Below are 16,086 nucleotides of genomic sequence, written 5' to 3'. Positions count from 1 at the left end.
AAAAACCTGAACGATTAAAAGTTATGAACTCTCAATCGTTCAGGTATAGTAGAGGCTGAACTACTTATGTCTCAGTCTCTTTTTTATTCACTTTACAGCTTCTTTTAATTCTTTACCTGCTTTAAATGCTGGTACTTTAGAAGCTGGAATTTGCATTTCTTCACCAGTTTGTGGGTTGCGCCCTGTACGAGCTGCGCGCTCACGAACTTCAAATGTACCGAAGCCGATAAGCTGAATTTTTTCCCCTTGACCTAATGTTGTAGAAATTGTGTCTAATAGTGCATCTACTGCTTTTGATGCGTCTGCTTTTGTTAATTCCGATTTTGAAGCTACTGCATTTACTAAATCTGTTTTATTCATCTTTCAATCACCTCATTGATTTCTATTATTATCTTTTGATACCACTGATGCTAATTTTTTAAACATGCTCTATCTACATGATAGACAAAAACACTTGCTTTTAAACTAGTTCACTTAATTTTCGGAAATATCTTTTGAACGCTGATTAAACACCGGCAAACGTTTCGCCAAAAATGCTTCAATCCCCTCTTGATGATCATCACTTTGGCTCATGCTAAACTGACTTCTTTTCTCTAACTGTAATACAGTCTTCAGCTCTTCAATTGACGTTTCAACGAAAATTCGTTTCGTCTCTTTTAAAGCAAGCGCTGGCTTTTTGAGCCAGTATGAAACATAATCTTCTACATGCTTCGCCAAATCTCCTTCTTTTATTTCATCAATTATCCCAATTTTATACGCTTTTTCTGCTGATAGCGTTTCCCCCCGCCAAATAAGCTGTTTTGCACGGTGATTACCGAGGCGTTTTGCTAATAAGAAGTGGCCTCCTCCATCTGGAATAAGTCCGATTCCAATAAAATTCATAGCAATCTTAGCATCTTTTTGCGCAATGATATAATCACTCGCGAGCGCAATGCTAAGCCCTAAGCCAGCCGCTGCTCCGTGAATAGCGCTAATGGTAAGCTGAGGAAGCGTGTATAACCTTAGCGTCACTTCATTGATTAAATCCATTACCTTACGAAATGAGTTTGCTCTGTTTGGATCCAGCATCATTTTGATATCACCACCTGCAGAAAATACGTTTCCTTTTCCTTGCAAGACGACAATATCTGCTTGGCTCTCTTCTACTTCTTTTAAGCATTGAACAAGCTGTTGCAGCACTTCTATATTGAGAGCATTTAATGATTCCGGTCGATTTAAAGATAAAATAGCCACGCGTTCTTTCATTTCTAATTCAACAACTTTTAAATTTACAGTCATCTTCCTTCACCCTTTCAATTCATAGCGTTCTAGTACTTTTTCACGAAGTGCTCGTTTTAGAAATTTACCGACGGTTGTTTTTGGAATTTCATCCATAAAAATCACATCGTCTGGAAGCCACCATTTCGCAAATTGAGGCGAAAGGAAAGTTAAAATATCTTCCTTGGTTACTTGTGCTGTATATCCTTCTTTTAAAACGACGCACGCCACTGGGCGCTCTTGCCATTTTTCATGAGGTACAGCAATAACCGATGCTTCAAAGACACCTTCATGCCCCATCAATGCATTCTCAATGTCGACCGATGAAATCCATTCTCCACCGCTTTTAATCAAGTCTTTTGTACGATCAACAATTTTAATAAAACCTTCTTCATCAACTGTAACCACGTCTCCTGTATATAACCAACCATCTTTAAACGCTTCGCTCGTACGGTCATCTTCATAGTATTCTGAAGCAATCCAAGGTCCCCTGAGCAAGAGCTCCCCCATTTCATTACCATCCCAATCTACTTCTCCATTCTGACCGATTACTTTCATTTCAACGCCAGGAACAAGGAATCCTTGCTTAGCTTTTAACGCTAATCGCTCGGGAGCAGACTTCTCTTCTTGATAACTTTTTAATCTAGATATCGTGACAAGGGGACTGGTTTCCGTCATGCCGTACGCATGCATAAATGGAATATTAAACTTTTCTTCAAAACGCTGAATAACGCTCAGCGGTGCCGCAGACCCTCCGCATAAAAACGCACGCACATGACTGGTATCATACTCACCTTTTTCAAGCTCTTGCAGCAAACCTAGCCATATTGTTGGTACTCCAGCTGCAATCGTCACTTTTTCATTTTGAATCATCTCCGCTAAGATAGTCGGAGTGAAAAAAGCTCCCGGCATTACAAGGGTTGTGCCAAGCCAAACAGCAGCAAACGGTAAGCCCCATGCATTAACGTGGAACATTGGAACTACCGGCATAGCAATATCAGCTTCAGACAGCTCTGCACCATCTCTTAATCCGAGTGCCATGCAATGCAAATAAATGCCTCGATGTGAGTAAACAACGCCTTTTGGCTTACCTGTGGTAGCGGAAGTGTAGCAGATTCCTGCTGGCTCTTCTTCTTGAATATCTGAAAGAAAAGCAAACGTTTCATCTCCACGCTTTAGCAGCTCTTCGTAATGATAAATTGGATTTACACTACTTTCAGGGAGCGAGGGTTCGTCAGACATAATAATATAAGCTTCTACGTGAGGTAATTCTTGGTGGATTTTTTCAAAGAGCGGTAAAAAGCACTCATCAATTAAAAGTACTTTATCTTTTGCATGATTAATAACATAAATAATTTGCTGAGGATCTAAGCGAATATTAATCGTGTGCAACACGGCACCGATTCCTGGAATTGCAAAATAAGCTTCTAAATGGCGATGATGATTCCAAGCAAACGTTCCAACACGGTCACCTCGTTCTACTCCCAGCTCTACTAGCATGGAAGACAATTTTCGCGTTCTCTTTCCCGTTTCTTCATAGGTAAAACGTTCCATACCTTTTGTGGACCTTGAAATAACCTCCTTCTTCTTAAAAAACGTCTCTGCTCGCTCCATCATTGAAGGAATCGTTAATTGTACATTCATCATTGAACAGCACCTCACTTATTTTCAGAAAACGTTTGCAACAAATTATATATTCAATCGTCTTCGACATATTTCCTTCTCTTTATGCAAATTAAAAAACTGCCATGTATTTTCGGAATAAATACACGGCAGTTTCTATTAAACATTGAATAAATCAGTTAGAATTTTAATTTTTTCTTCTGTATAATGCTTAAACCCATCATTATATGACTTCGGATCTTTCGGATTAGCAAAACGCGTAATCACACCTGTCTTTGGATGAACAAATTTACTAGAAGCCCCGCAACCTAATCCAATAATCGTCTGTTTCTCTTCCATAATCATGATATTATAGATACTCTCTTGGCCTGGAAAAGCATAGCCCACATTTTCAAGATTACCTAAAATATTTTTTTGGCGATATAGATAGTAAGGCTTATAGCCGTTTTCTTTTGTCCACTCTGTTGCCATATCCATCATTTGGCTGATTTCATAACGATCAGCCACTTTATATTTACGCTTATTTTGCGTCATTTCAGATGCACGCTTAAAAGAAAGCGTATGAACCGTCAGCGATTCAGGCAACAGCTTCTGTGATTCTTTTAACGTATGTGAGAACTCCGTTACGCCTTCATTTGGTAACCCAATAATCAAATCCATATTAATATTGTTCATGTTCATTTCACGAGATAAATGGAATTTTTCAATCGTCTCTTCAACCGTATGATGACGCCCAATTGCTTTTAACGTCTCTTGCGTATACGACTGTGGATTGACGCTAATGCGGTCGATATTCCATTTTTGCAGCACTTTTAACTTATCAGCTGTAATGGTATCAGGGCGCCCTGCTTCCACCGTAATTTCACGAATGTTTTTCACATCAGGAAAAGATTCATACATTTCTTCATACAGCATGTCCATTTCCTCAGCAGTAATGCTTGTTGGCGTCCCTCCACCGTAATAAACAGTTGTAATTTTGATATTGTTTTCTTTTAACCATTTTCCAATTTCACGCATTTCGTAGTGAAGGCCACCCAGAAATGAATTAACCGAACCTTGACGCCCGTTAATCGCATAAGCAGGAAACGTGCAGTATGCGCACTTTGTCGGACAAAAAGGAATGCCAATATAAATGCTTACTTCACCAGATAACTCATGAAGATCAGGAACAGCGGCTAGTTGGCGATCGACGATATCCTGCATCAGCTGAATTTTATCGTCCGTAATTAAATACTGCTCTTTCAACTCCTGGTGAGCTTCTTCTTTTGTTTTTCCAGCTTGAAGCTTCCTATGAAGAAGCTTTGTTGGACGAATTCCCGTTAGAACTCCCCACTTTTGTACGATATTCGTATATTCTTGGAGCACAGATAAAAAGACGCGGAGGACAACATTTTTCACTTGCTTGAACTGTTCTTTTTCAGATAAACCTACTAAGTTTGGCTTTGATAGTTCTTCTTTATATACTTTATCATGGTCTCGAGCCTTTAAAGCAATATGTGCTGAAATCTGCTCATTGACAGTTAGTGTAAACGTAATTTGTAGGTCTTCTTCTTGATTTGAAGTAAAAGAAACATCGCTCTCTTCAAAGAATAAGTCAGAAATGAGCTGAAGCGGTCGAAGAAATCGTTCGTCTTCTAACCCTTGAACATATATTTTCACGATAATCACCTTTCAATTTTAAACATAGATAAGCTTCTATCAGTTTACAGAACATCAATGACTCGGTCAATTGCTGCTAAATTAAAAAACGAATTATGCCTTTTCTAACATATTTAGGTTATCATAACTAGTTCGTTCCATTGCGCTAGTTCTCTAAAATTGGTTTCACAATCAACAAAAAATCCGAACTATAAAAGAGTCATTACCTCCCAATAGTTCGGATTGATGATTGACTGAAATACTTATGTCCCAGCCTCTATGCCTTAGTTTAGTCTCGTTCCATCAAGCTGGTTCAAGTAACCTAATCGCTGCTGTTTTCTAAACAGCTCTTTAATCATATATGCCACTCCGTTTTCATTGTTTGACCTTGTGACCCAATCGGCCAGCATTTTGAGATTTGTTGGCGAATGCCCCATAGCTACACCCATACCGGCTTGCTCAATCATTTCGATATCATCATAGCAATTGCCAATTGAAACGACATCTTCCATCGGAATGCCTAGTTGACTTGCTACATAGCGAATACCGGATGCCTTATTCGCTCCTTTTGGCGTAATGTAGCATCGATTTTCGTTGGGGTAAGAAAACCATTCAATGTCCTTCACCGCAGATGCAATGGTTTGTTCTGCATATTCCTTTTCTCTTTTATCTGCAAAATACACTTCAATTTTTGGAGTCGATACTGGCTCATCCCTTAGCGCATCTCCCAATGAGTCTACAAACTGAACAGGATAAAAAAGTGGTTCTCCTGTTTTTAACATCGTTTTAGCCACGATATTATTTGGAAGCTTGACACGATTACCAATTGAAAAGCGTTCATGTAAAATTCGAATATGACAGTTAAAGTTCTCTAACAGTTGAATAAGGTTAAACGTTTTTTCTTCGCTTAATCTTCGGTCTAATACCGGCTTATCAACGGAAGAAGCGATAAACCCTCCACTGTGCGTAATGAGCATTGTTGGATGAATTTTCAAGGACCTTGCAATCTTTCGCGCAGATGGAAAATGGCGATTTGTTACGAGCGTAACGTAGACGCCTTTATTTTTGACGAACTGAATTGCTTCTTTCGTTTCTTTTGTAATACGGCCTTGACTATTTAAAATGGTACCATCAATATTTAACGCCAGTAATCGATATGTCATTGTTAAATCCCTTCCTTCTTAGATGTCTCTCAGCTTATTACCACGTTAGAACGTTGGTATTTATTTAAAAAAACTTGATAATTAGTTATATGAGCATATGACTATAATTAGAAGGGATTAAAATGTGATTTTATCGTACGTTATACGAGATCGTTGATGCTTTTCTGAGCAATAGCCATGTTGGAATAACTGTTAAAACGGCCAATACCGATATTGTACCTAGGTTAGGAGTGACCTGAAACGAGTCATTTATTGTGACAAACAGTTCAACAATCCAGTCTCTTGTAGTTGAAAATAAAAACAGCCCAAATAGAAAAGCAATGACACTTGCTCCTCCAATCAAACCCGTTCGGTAAAAGACGCTTCCTAACAAAAGCCCCGCTGATAGCAAAAAGAAACAAAGAATGCAATCAAATAGAAGTTGGTTATACCAAGTAGAATTCATAGTAGTAGCTTCAATGGTACTAAAAATCCTGACCTGTGTAGATGTAATGTCAATGACTAGACGAAATAGTGCATTTACAAAAGCTTGAATAATGGATATCCCCGCCGCTAACAGTATGTTGAATAAAAAAACGCTTGTTAAAAAACTTTTTCGCGTCATGCCCATTTTAATACAAAAAGGTAGCGACTCTTTCACCATTACAAACCCTGCAATCCCGCAGAAAATAAGGATTGGTAAGCTTGGTGATACGACCATAACAGAAGTATCAGCAGCCGTCGTAATTGTTAAAATAGCCAAGATGCTCCCAATAAAAATGCCCCAAAAGATCAAAATTGACGAGCGATGGTCAAGAAATAAATAATACAGCATTGCTTTTGTATCTTTAAACATAAAGCTTTCCACTCCTGTTCTCTTCTGTGAGATAAACCATCAACTGCTGAACGTTAATACTCTCAATCGTTAATCTATGCTCACCTACTTCAGCAAGGTTATATGGTCCTCCAAACAACACTGCTGATTTTCTACCTGCGATAACAGATTGATGGATGACGTTTTGGTTTTTAATAAAAGCGTCAACTACATCTTCTTTCCCGCTAATATGAAGAGCCTTATTCATCATATTTTCTGCTGTTTCATGCAGCAACTTCTGTCCTTTTTGAATAACGACTACTTCTTCAAATAAATTGCTTACTTCATCAATTAGATGGGTAGATAGAATAATCGTTCGTGGCTTTTCTTGATATGCTTCCAAAATCAAGTCGTAAAACAAATAGCGTGCCGACGCATCTAAGCCGATGTATGGTTCATCGAAAATGGTAAGCGGTGCTTGACTAGCCAAGCCAATTGTAATACCTAAAGCAGACTCCATTCCTTTTGATAAACCTTTGGTACTCATTTTGCCACTAAGATTAAAGCGTGCTAATAAGTCATTAGCAACCTCTTGTGACCAGTTTGGATACACAAGAGATGACACCTTCAAGACATCTTTAATTTTAAGCTTTTTCTTGAAGTTGTTATTTTCACTAATAAAGCAAATATTCTTCAAAACCTCACGATTTTCAAAAGGTGATAGCCCCTCAACTTTTACCTCACCATCAGTTGGCGTTATGTGTCCTGCTAGCATTTGCATAAGCGTGGTTTTTCCTGCTCCATTTCGTCCAAGCAGACCATAGATCTTATTAGCTTCTAGACTTAAACTTAAGTCATTTAATGCTTTTTTCTCCCCAAACGTTTTTGTAACGTGTTCAACCGTAATATTCACCCTTATTCCTCCCTCTTTAATAAAGACTGTAGTTCTTCAAGTTGAATTCCTAACTTTTCAGCTTCCTGCTTTAGCGGGACAATATATTGATTAAAAAATGCTTTTTTTCGCTTTTCTAAAATAATACTCTTAGCTCCATCTGCTACAAACATCCCTACGCCCCTTTTTTTAAACAAAATCTCTTGGTCAACAAGCTGGTTAACCCCTTTAGCAGCAGTGGCTGGATTAATTTGATAGTACTTGGCAAACTCATTCGTAGAAGGAACGCGATCACCTTCCTGAATGGATCCGTCCAAAATACTTGTTTCAACCTGCTCTGCAATCTGCTGGAAAATTGGCAGATCCTCTCTTAATTTAAAATCCATACGACCACCTTCTAAGTTAATTGGTTAGTTACTAATGTAACTAACTATATAACATATGTATTTATTTGTAAATAAGTTCCTGTTATTTTTTTGAAATTTTTGCATGTACATGATCAAGCCCCTATCTTCTAGCAAAAAGGTACAAAGATGAGTGCTTCTTTTCCTATAACAGAAGCTGGTGATTGAAACGAAGGATGCGTGACTCTTATGGGACTAGCGAGGCTGCTTGAGACCCCGCAGGAGCGTAGTGACGAGGAGGCTCAACGCTCGCCCCGTGGAAAGCAAGCAATCCGGAGTGAAGATCAACCTTTTTGCATGTGTTCCTTCTATACAAAAAAGCGACTAGAACTAAAATTAGTTCTAATCGCTTTGATTTTTTAAGCTATTATTCAGCGTATAACTCTTCTAATGGCTTCATGATAACTTTGTTTAGCTCACCGATTACCATGCTCATACGTTGCTCAGCTTCCATTAACTTCGCGATATTTTCATCTTGTTGAACAATCGCTACTGTTTGCTGTGCTCGTTGAACTTCTTCTTCCGTAATCTCTTGACCCGTCATTTGTTTTTGCTGTAACTCCATTTGTAATGTACGAAAGCGCTCAAATAATTGTTTTGAACCTTCGTCATTGTTTACAGCCCCATACAGGCTCTTTAGATTTGTATAATCGTCGCTTTGACGAATGGCTCTTTCTAATTCATTTGCTACATCGTACAAGTTTACAGACATATAAACGTCCTCCTAAATTTTTTTACTATAATCATCTTCCCAACTACTATAACAAATTATGGCGAGAAATTCAGCTTAAGACCTTTATTTCTCAAAATCAATCAAATAAAGTAAAAGCTCAATTAGTAAGATCGTTTTTTCTCTCTTGAAGTAAATACTTAAGCAATAAACAGAGCAATAACTCCTTGAACCACTCCAATTATCCCTCCAAGTAACGCTCCTAGATACGTAATCATCTTAAACTCACGTTTTGAAATCCCTAAAATCAATTCCTCAATGCGCTCCACTGAAAACGACTCTACCTGTTCACGAACAATATCTTCTAATTTAAGCTGGCTCATTAACGAATCAATGCGCTCTACTAAAAAATCCCCTGCTTTTTCAACGACTACCGGAACAACCTTCTGCACATACGAATGAGCAGGTGCCACAAGCTCAGAAACAGGCTTCGCAAATAAGGTATCTACCGATATAGTTCGATCAACAATACTCTGAATGCCTTCTAACATTGTTTCTCTGCCAATAAACTCTTCCGCTTCATCCACCGTCTTCTCTTGCAGCTTCTTCCACTCTTTTTCAATCAAGCTTTCAAAAAGCTCACTCGTTCCTTCATGCTTGAAAAACTTAATAATTTCTGGCTGGACCTTATCGATGACTTTTGTATTTCCAAGAAACATTTGAATCATGTTTCCAAGCATCCCTTTTTTCATTAAAAAGTCATCAATCATGCGTTCTAAGCGACGTTTTCCCTCTTCGCTTTCAAAATACTCCACCGCTTTTTCACAAATTTGCTTTGCGATAACAGGAATGACTTGATCTACCTTTTGCTTTGTTCCCTCACTTAATAAAGAAGAAAGTGACTCACCTGATTTGCTCGTCATAAACTCAATATACTTCTTTTCTACAAGCTTACGAACAGCGTTCTTTGTTTTATCTTGAGCTTCTTTAATACCAATAGCGTCAAGCACCTCGGCTAACGTTTGCTTCGTTGTAAATACCTTTTCAAGCCCGTCATTTGCCATTCGTAATAAGATTTGATGAAAGGCTGGATCTTTTAACTTTCTCTTTAAACTTTCTGGTGTTAATAAATGATCAACCACCGTTTTCCCAAGCTGAACAGCAAGTTCATCTCGCCTTTTTGGAATAAGCCCAGGAGTAAATGGAATTCTTTTCCTAAATAAATATTTGGCTTCGTATGGGTGAAACAACATTTTAATAGCCAAGTGGTTCGTAACACCACCGATGACCGCCCCAATGACGGCCATAATAATGATTGTAATAAACTGTTCCATTATTTTCTTCGACCTTTCTGTAACAAATTCTCTCACATATTCTCTTTGCAAATCATACCATATATCAGCATTCGCCTATAAAATTAAAAAATGAGGACGTATTTATGAACCCTCCATGCGTAATGATTAAAGCATCTCAGTCAAAACTGGGTAAGAATCAGATCTACATGAGTCAGGGACTTTGCCAACAACTTAGCTGCGATACTCATATTACCATCACATTCGGTCGTATGCACCAAGAAGTAAGCATTATACCATTTACAAGCTCTGATTACTCTATTATGTGTTGCAAAACCCTTTTACAAGAATGGGGGCTATTTGAAGACGAAACCGTTCTACGATTTTCTTCTCCATCTAAGGAGGAACTATTAATTGGTCCCGTTATTTGTGTCGTCACGGAAATTAAGTCATCGCTAGATCTCTTTGGAAGTATAACAACCTTCTGTGAAGAGTTTGCATCTCTTAGCGATTTGGAAAACTGCTTCTTTTATGTCAGTACACTAGATGATTTACTTAACGGAACGAAAAAAGGCTATACGCTTCAATATAATTCTTGGGTACTACAAAATGTACCTCTACCAAATGTCATTCATAACCGAATCCATAATCGAAAAACGGAGCATACGGCTAAATTTCAAGAGCTTACTACAAAAGCGATTGAAAATGAAATTCCCTTTTTTAACGCTCACTACTTAAACAAGTGGAAGGTGTTCGAACGCTTGTCTCAAACAGTGCACTTAAACACCTATTTACCCGATACGTATCAGCTCCGGTGTAAGCAAGATCTATTGGATGCACTATCATCTTACCAAACCATTTTTCTAAAACCCATACACGGTAGCCAAGGTAAACATATTTTTAAAATCGCGCACGTCAATGAACAATATCACCTTGATTATACTACGATTGGACACGAGTATAAAAAAGAATACGATTCTGCACACGACGTATTTGAAACTTTATTTCACACGTTAAAAAAACAAGGGTTTATTATCCAAGAAGGAATCGACCTTCAAACATATAAGGGGTGCCCCTTTGACTTTCGTATCCTTTGTCACAAACACTCCCACTCCAAATGGAAAGTAACATCGGTTATAACGCGAGTTTCTCAAAGAGGTTGTTTTGTTTCAAATGTTGCACGTGGAGGAGAAATCTATTCACCCAAACATATACTCACTTCGTTATACGATGAGCATACTGCTAAACATATCATCGCTTTATTAAAAGAGATTGCGCTTGAAATTTGTATTAATTTACCATATCAAGACGAAATTTATGCGGAGTTTGGCATTGACTTAGCTATTGATGCCAACGGGCAGCCTTGGATTATTGAAGTGAATACAAAACCTTCTAAACAAAGTGACGAAGCTTCTCAAACGATTCGTCCATCCACTAAAGCCCTTATGAATTATTGCCTTACCATTACACGTTTTCATTAAGATGAGGAGGTCTTTCTTATGATTTCATTAGGTTTTATTACCATTCATCCCGAACAGGAAGTAGAATATGCAACCAATCTTGCAAAATACGCAGCTGCGTACAATATTGAATTTTATCGATTTACTCCCTTTCAACTTCAGCCGGTATCGCAGAAAATAACAGGATATAAATATAATTCAGAAATAAATGAGTGGCAGTACGATACATTCTCTCTTCCTATGTTTATTTATGATCGATGCTTTTATCGCGGTGATTCCCTCTCTAAAAAAGCTATACCCATTGTCAACTGGCTGAAACAAAATCCAACGATTACGTTCCTTGGATATGGTCTACCAAATAAATGGGATGTTTACACAGAGCTCATAAAAGATGATGACCTGTCTCCTTATCTTCCTTCGACAACTAAAATCACGGCTGAAGAGCAGATAACGCAGCTGTTACGCTTACATGACGCTCTTATTCTAAAACCGATTGCAGGTGCACAAGGAAAAGGAATTGTTAAGCTTGTTCAACGCTTTCGAATCATTGAAGCATCTTTTCATTCCAAAAAAGGTCTTCAAACAAAGCAGTTCACACAGCTAGCGGATTTTCATGCTTGGCTATTTAACATCATGCAAAATGCAACTTATCTCGCTCAGCCTTTCATTCCACTATTATCACTTCAGTACTCTCCTCTTGATGTTCGCGTTTTATTGCAAAAAGATGCAAGCGGAGATTGGAATGAGATTGGAAGAGGCGTTCGAAAAGGAAAAGAAGACTCATTTATTACAAATATTAGCCACGGGGCTTCTATTTCACCATTTGAAGAGTTAATGAAGCGACTTCCACCTCATAAAGCTACATTTATCACAGATGAAATTAGCAGCTTATGTGAACGAATACCGCTTGTGCTAGAAGCTCAGCTCCCTTCTCTTTTTGAACTTGGCTTAGATATTTGTATCTCTAGAGACTATAGCATTTGGCTTCTTGATTTAAATTCAAAGCCTGGAAGAAAAACAATCATTGAAACAACTCCAGAATCTACTGAAAAGATGTATGAAAATGTGATGGCCTACTGCTCATATTTGGCTACTTTACCTTCATCTCAACATAAGGAGTAGAACAATGACGAACTTACTTTTTCAATTAAAAGTGTTACCAGAACAAGAGGATGTACTCTATGTACCATCCTCTCTTTATCATCATCAACTAAACACTATTTATTTCGGTACGTTTTCTTCTATTTGTCAGGTTTACGAAGACCCTGAAGCGGTGAATGAAATCAAAATCTCACAAAACCTGTTGGACTTATTACACCTTCCTATCCATAATGATGTTCACATCTATACCGATGAACATAGCATCTATATCGGTCCTTTAATCGGCATACTATCAGCAGGATTTACCGGTTCGTTATTACGCCCAATCGGCAAACGATCTTTATTGTTTGCAAAGCTTTTGTCAACTGCTTCCATTACGGGAGGAATTCCATTTTTATTTGGCATTCATCATATTCAATGGGATTCTGGCACAATCTTAGGTTATTTTTATACATCAAACGGCTGGGAACAACGTGAAGTTCCTCTTCCAAACGTAATTTACAATCGATTACCGAATCGAAAAACAGAAAGCCTTGATGCCTTTCAAACGATTAAAGAAAAATTAGCCGATGAATATCAAATTCCACTCTTTAATCCTAACTTCTTTAACAAATGGACGGTCCACACCCTGCTACAGAAAGATGCGACGGTAAGAGATTTCTTACCTTATACAATTGATGCACCTAGCCTCGAGCAGCTGTCTGAGATGTTAGAACAGTACGAATCAGTCTATTTAAAGCCAAAAAACGGTAGTCTCGGACGTGGTATTTATACACTTTCTTATTGTTCTACTCAGCACGTTTATCAAATTTGTTTTAAAGAAGAGAAACTCATAAAAAAAACACATGCTTCGTTAGCTGTCTTAGTCGATGAAATATTTAAAACAAACGAGCGCGAACACTACATTGCACAGCAAGCAATCCCACTATTTAAAAAGGATAACCGAATTGTTGATTTTCGCGTCCATACGAATAAAAATTTACACAATGAATGGGAACTATCTGCCATTGCAGCAAAAATTAGCGGTGGCGAAACGGTCACGACGCACATGACAAACGGAGGGGAAATTGAATCCTTACAGCGGGTTTTTACGAATCCAGAAACACGAAAGAAAACAGAAAAGCTATTAGAAAGTACGGCTCTTCTCATCAGCTTAGCATTAGATCACCAGGTAGAAGGCCTTATTGGTGAAATCGGATTCGACTTCGGCGTTGATACGAGAGGAAACGTGTGGATGTTTGAAGCTAACTCAAAACCAGGTCGTTCTATCTTCTTACACCCATCTCTACGAAAAGAAGATCAATATACAAGAAAGCTGTCGTTAGAATATGCCATTTTCTTGTCAAAGCAAGCCATTTTATCCCTTGAGGCTTCATATCCATGATTACTGTTTCTTACAGTAAAACAGACGACACTTGGTATCATCAAGAAGCACATTCCTCCTACGTATGGGGTTCACAAAACATCGAGCTTCCTGTTAAGCTTGAACCTACTGAGGCTTCCGTTCGCTTGCGAACTAGAGGAAATAAAGCAGGTCCCATAATTGGGATTGTTACGAGCAGCGCTGTTTTAAACAGCTTGAACCAGAAGCAACACCTCTACTTCAAGGAAATCCATCGAGCGCTTCAGACAACCGGAGGAATCCTTGTTTTATTTTCTCCTGAACAGTTCTATGAGCGCTACGTATATGGTGTTTATTTTGAGGAGATAAGCGGTGAATGGCGACAAGCCACGCTTCCTCTTCCTGATTTTATCTACAATCGCTTTCCCAATCGCTATACCGAACGTGAAAAACTTAAAGAATTAATGTCTCAAAGCGAGCATCTTCATATTCCTTTTTTTAACACCAGCTTTTTTTCAAAATGGGAAACGTATGAGCTATTATCAAAAAACACCGTTACACAAAAGCACCTCCCTGATACTCGGCTACTTTTATCGATTGAAGATGTACGTATTATGCTTAAAAAACATCAAAAAGTTTACTTAAAACCAATTCATGGTAGCAAAGGGAGAGGAATTTTCACCTTAACAACTCTTCAAGATGGAAGCATTCACTATGAAAGCTCTCGTCAAAAAAAGATTTATTCTTCCCTTGAACATGTGCCTCTCCCTACTCGTTCTTACATTGTCCAAGAAACGATTGAAACCGATACCCTTCAAGACATGCGCTATGACCTTCGCATACTAGCTAATCGCTTTAAGAAGCGATATATCATCAGTGGAATCGGAGTTAGACAAAGCGAGCGTCAGAGTGTAACAACTCACACATTAAATGGAGGAATTCTTAGATCTATTGAGGAGCTACCTTTTGATATAGACACTTCTTTTTTAACATCTCTAATAGATGCATGCGGTCAGCAGCTTCATCAGCATTTTCAATTTGTTGGAGAATTTTCGCTTGATATCGGAAGAACAAAAACCGGTGATTATTATATCTTTGAAATCAACGCAAAGCCGATGATTTTTGATGAACCTCACATTCGATCCATTGGAATTAAGCATCTGATAAGGTTATTCTATAAATTAACGAATTTTTAAAATAGTTGCTTTCCATTTCCTCTTCTCATGATAAGCTTATTAAAAAGCAGTGAAAATGAGAAAGGGGATTTTTTATGATTACACACTTTCGAATCAAGCCTTTGTATCAGCAAAAAGAAATGCCAGGATGGTTTATCTCCTTTTATATAAGCGGTACTTACTACGAAGCGAACTATCTAAAAACAGGAGAAATTCAGTTTAAACATCAACTCTCTCCCGCTATCAATCAAGAGGAAGTTACTTCCCTTATTCATGAACTAATGTTATTTCATGTCTATCAAGACTAGTTAAAAGTACAGAGCAGAAAGGAGTTTCATGATGGAGCAACTAAAAAGCATCTTTGGCAATAAACTACTATATTCAGATGTTCCCTACCACTTTCACCAATATAAATGGTTTCGAAGCGATGAATATCATTTTATTGGAATTGAACAAGACGCACTTTCTGAGAAGGAACTTGCTCTACTCTCAGCGTTTCTTATTCCTTACGAAGCAATGACCACCACGCTGTCAGCAGAACAATCATATTGGTATCAGCTACTATTCGAAGACAAGCCTGCGGTGATAGATGAGCTGGATAAATTCAAGCTTATTCGCTTTACTTACTTTTCAATTAAACGTTTGTTTGAACAACGCACAGAGTTTGAAGATGCCCTTTCATCCATGTATGCAACGCCCATTACCATCTTATGGGACAACTTACAAAGCGGAGTAATTATTGAAAAAGTAGCGGACTCATCAGAATTAACAAGAGATTTACAGGACAGCGTAACAATTTTATCACATGACTTTGAAAGTGATATGCAGTTTTTTGAAGGACAGCTGCACTCTTTTCCTTTCTCACCCTCTCGTGCTTTTCACATGGAGAAAAGCTGGTTTGAACAAGTTCAAAAAGTGTTTGAAAAAGAAAAGGTGATCAAGCTTTCAACGACGCTCCCCTATTGGTTGATTAAAGAGATGTCTCCCGCTGCCAAGGAACAAATGAATACCATTTTATCGTTAATAAAAGATGATGAAACTTTGCTTAACACTGTTAAATGTTATTTAGAGTGCAACCTGAATGTATCACTTGCTGCAAAGAAGCTATACATGCACCGGAACAGCTTGCAGTATCGCATTGATAAGTTTATTGACCGAACGGATTTAGATATTAAAAACTTTCAAGGGGCCGTTTCAGCTTACCTTGCTATCTTAGCAGCTGAGTCTCTAAATCAATAAAATGAAAAGGTTTTCGTAAACATGCACGAAAACCTTT

At 38.1% G+C, this 16,086-nt stretch carries 16 protein-coding genes; 6 read left to right on the top strand and 10 right to left on the bottom strand.

What is annotated here, in order from left to right:
- Positions 1–87 precede the first annotated feature (87 nt).
- The 10 genes from AS180_RS06455 to AS180_RS06410 form a co-directional block, all read right to left on the bottom strand.
- Positions 88–360 (bottom strand): HU family DNA-binding protein, encoded by a 273-nt coding sequence (locus AS180_RS06455; RefSeq protein ID WP_025907794.1) that lies wholly within the window; start codon positions 358–360, stop codon positions 88–90.
- Positions 361–474: 114 nt separating this feature from the next.
- Positions 475–1,278: an enoyl-CoA hydratase gene (locus tag AS180_RS06450; RefSeq protein WP_062686566.1), complete on the bottom strand. Its 804-nt coding sequence runs from the start codon at positions 1,276–1,278 to the stop codon at positions 475–477.
- 6 nt (positions 1,279–1,284) lie between these two features.
- On the bottom strand, positions 1,285–2,904 hold the full coding sequence (locus AS180_RS06445) for a long-chain fatty acid--CoA ligase (protein WP_062686565.1): 1,620 nt from the start codon (positions 2,902–2,904) through the stop codon (positions 1,285–1,287).
- A gap of 135 nt (positions 2,905–3,039) precedes the next feature.
- Positions 3,040–4,539, bottom strand: a complete 1,500-nt coding sequence (locus AS180_RS06440) for a coproporphyrinogen III oxidase (RefSeq protein ID WP_062686564.1) — start codon at positions 4,537–4,539, stop codon at positions 3,040–3,042.
- A 263-nt stretch (positions 4,540–4,802) separates the two neighbouring features.
- Positions 4,803–5,681, bottom strand: coding sequence for a Cof-type HAD-IIB family hydrolase (locus AS180_RS06435; protein ID WP_025907798.1), 879 nt, complete (start codon positions 5,679–5,681; stop codon positions 4,803–4,805).
- Between the two features lie 130 nt (positions 5,682–5,811).
- Positions 5,812–6,516 carry a hypothetical protein gene (locus AS180_RS06430; protein WP_025907799.1) on the bottom strand — a complete coding sequence of 235 codons (705 nt, stop codon included), beginning with the start codon at positions 6,514–6,516 and terminating at the stop codon, positions 5,812–5,814.
- Positions 6,509–7,387 carry an ABC transporter ATP-binding protein gene (locus AS180_RS06425; protein ID WP_025907800.1) on the bottom strand — a complete coding sequence of 293 codons (879 nt, stop codon included), beginning with the start codon at positions 7,385–7,387 and terminating at the stop codon, positions 6,509–6,511. Before AS180_RS06425 ends, AS180_RS06430 begins: the two co-directional genes overlap by 8 nt.
- A 2-nt stretch (positions 7,388–7,389) precedes the next feature.
- Positions 7,390–7,752 (bottom strand): GntR family transcriptional regulator, encoded by a 363-nt coding sequence (locus tag AS180_RS06420; protein WP_025907801.1) that lies wholly within the window; start codon positions 7,750–7,752, stop codon positions 7,390–7,392.
- Positions 7,753–8,137: 385 nt separating this feature from the next.
- Complete coding sequence (locus tag AS180_RS06415) at positions 8,138–8,482, bottom strand: YlbF/YmcA family competence regulator (protein WP_025907802.1); 345 nt, start codon at positions 8,480–8,482, stop codon at positions 8,138–8,140.
- A gap of 158 nt (positions 8,483–8,640) precedes the next feature.
- The gene (locus AS180_RS06410) at positions 8,641–9,774 is read right to left on the bottom strand and encodes a DUF445 domain-containing protein (RefSeq protein ID WP_062686563.1); all 1,134 of its coding nucleotides are present in this window, start codon (positions 9,772–9,774) and stop codon (positions 8,641–8,643) included.
- Positions 9,775–9,878: 104 nt separating this feature from the next.
- Here AS180_RS06410 and AS180_RS06405 point away from each other — a divergent pair, with 104 nt between their 5' ends.
- From AS180_RS06405 to AS180_RS06380, 6 genes are all read left to right on the top strand, one after another.
- Complete coding sequence (locus tag AS180_RS06405) at positions 9,879–11,213, top strand: YheC/YheD family endospore coat-associated protein (protein ID WP_062686562.1); 1,335 nt, start codon at positions 9,879–9,881, stop codon at positions 11,211–11,213.
- A gap of 18 nt (positions 11,214–11,231) precedes the next feature.
- The gene (locus tag AS180_RS06400; RefSeq protein ID WP_025907805.1) at positions 11,232–12,314 is read left to right on the top strand and encodes a YheC/YheD family endospore coat-associated protein; all 1,083 of its coding nucleotides are present in this window, start codon (positions 11,232–11,234) and stop codon (positions 12,312–12,314) included.
- A gap of 4 nt (positions 12,315–12,318) precedes the next feature.
- A complete protein-coding gene (locus tag AS180_RS06395) occupies positions 12,319–13,677 on the top strand; it encodes a YheC/YheD family endospore coat-associated protein (protein ID WP_062686561.1) in 1,359 nt (452 codons plus the stop codon).
- Positions 13,674–14,831, top strand: coding sequence for a YheC/YheD family endospore coat-associated protein (locus AS180_RS06390; RefSeq protein WP_062686560.1), 1,158 nt, complete (start codon positions 13,674–13,676; stop codon positions 14,829–14,831). Before AS180_RS06395 ends, AS180_RS06390 begins: the two co-directional genes overlap by 4 nt.
- Before the next feature lie 74 nt (positions 14,832–14,905).
- A complete protein-coding gene (locus AS180_RS06385) occupies positions 14,906–15,118 on the top strand; it encodes a DUF5342 family protein (protein ID WP_025907807.1) in 213 nt (70 codons plus the stop codon).
- 31 nt (positions 15,119–15,149) lie between these two features.
- Complete coding sequence (locus tag AS180_RS06380) at positions 15,150–16,049, top strand: PucR family transcriptional regulator (RefSeq protein ID WP_025907808.1); 900 nt, start codon at positions 15,150–15,152, stop codon at positions 16,047–16,049.
- Positions 16,050–16,086 lie beyond the last annotated feature (37 nt).

Source organism: Priestia veravalensis (genome assembly GCF_001457055.1).
GTDB lineage: Bacteria > Bacillota > Bacilli > Bacillales > Bacillaceae_H > Priestia > Priestia flexa.
Note: the sequence above shows the minus strand (reverse complement) of the source record. Positions and strands in the feature narration are given on the sequence as shown.

Coding starts and splice junctions, on each gene's coding strand:
- AS180_RS06445 (WP_062686565.1), bottom strand. CDS start 2,904: ATGATGAATGTACAATTAACGATTCCTTCAATGATGGAGCGAGCAGAG.
- AS180_RS06380 (WP_025907808.1), top strand. CDS start 15,150: ATGGAGCAACTAAAAAGCATCTTTGGCAATAAACTACTATATTCAGAT.
- AS180_RS06390 (WP_062686560.1), top strand. CDS start 13,674: ATGATTACTGTTTCTTACAGTAAAACAGACGACACTTGGTATCATCAA.
- AS180_RS06430 (WP_025907799.1), bottom strand. CDS start 6,516: ATGTTTAAAGATACAAAAGCAATGCTGTATTATTTATTTCTTGACCAT.
- AS180_RS06420 (WP_025907801.1), bottom strand. CDS start 7,752: ATGGATTTTAAATTAAGAGAGGATCTGCCAATTTTCCAGCAGATTGCA.
- AS180_RS06435 (WP_025907798.1), bottom strand. CDS start 5,681: ATGACATATCGATTACTGGCGTTAAATATTGATGGTACCATTTTAAAT.
- AS180_RS06395 (WP_062686561.1), top strand. CDS start 12,319: ATGACGAACTTACTTTTTCAATTAAAAGTGTTACCAGAACAAGAGGAT.
- AS180_RS06405 (WP_062686562.1), top strand. CDS start 9,879: ATGAACCCTCCATGCGTAATGATTAAAGCATCTCAGTCAAAACTGGGT.
- AS180_RS06415 (WP_025907802.1), bottom strand. CDS start 8,482: ATGTCTGTAAACTTGTACGATGTAGCAAATGAATTAGAAAGAGCCATT.
- AS180_RS06385 (WP_025907807.1), top strand. CDS start 14,906: ATGATTACACACTTTCGAATCAAGCCTTTGTATCAGCAAAAAGAAATG.
- AS180_RS06450 (WP_062686566.1), bottom strand. CDS start 1,278: ATGACTGTAAATTTAAAAGTTGTTGAATTAGAAATGAAAGAACGCGTG.
- AS180_RS06455 (WP_025907794.1), bottom strand. CDS start 360: ATGAATAAAACAGATTTAGTAAATGCAGTAGCTTCAAAATCGGAATTA.
- AS180_RS06410 (WP_062686563.1), bottom strand. CDS start 9,774: ATGGAACAGTTTATTACAATCATTATTATGGCCGTCATTGGGGCGGTC.
- AS180_RS06400 (WP_025907805.1), top strand. CDS start 11,232: ATGATTTCATTAGGTTTTATTACCATTCATCCCGAACAGGAAGTAGAA.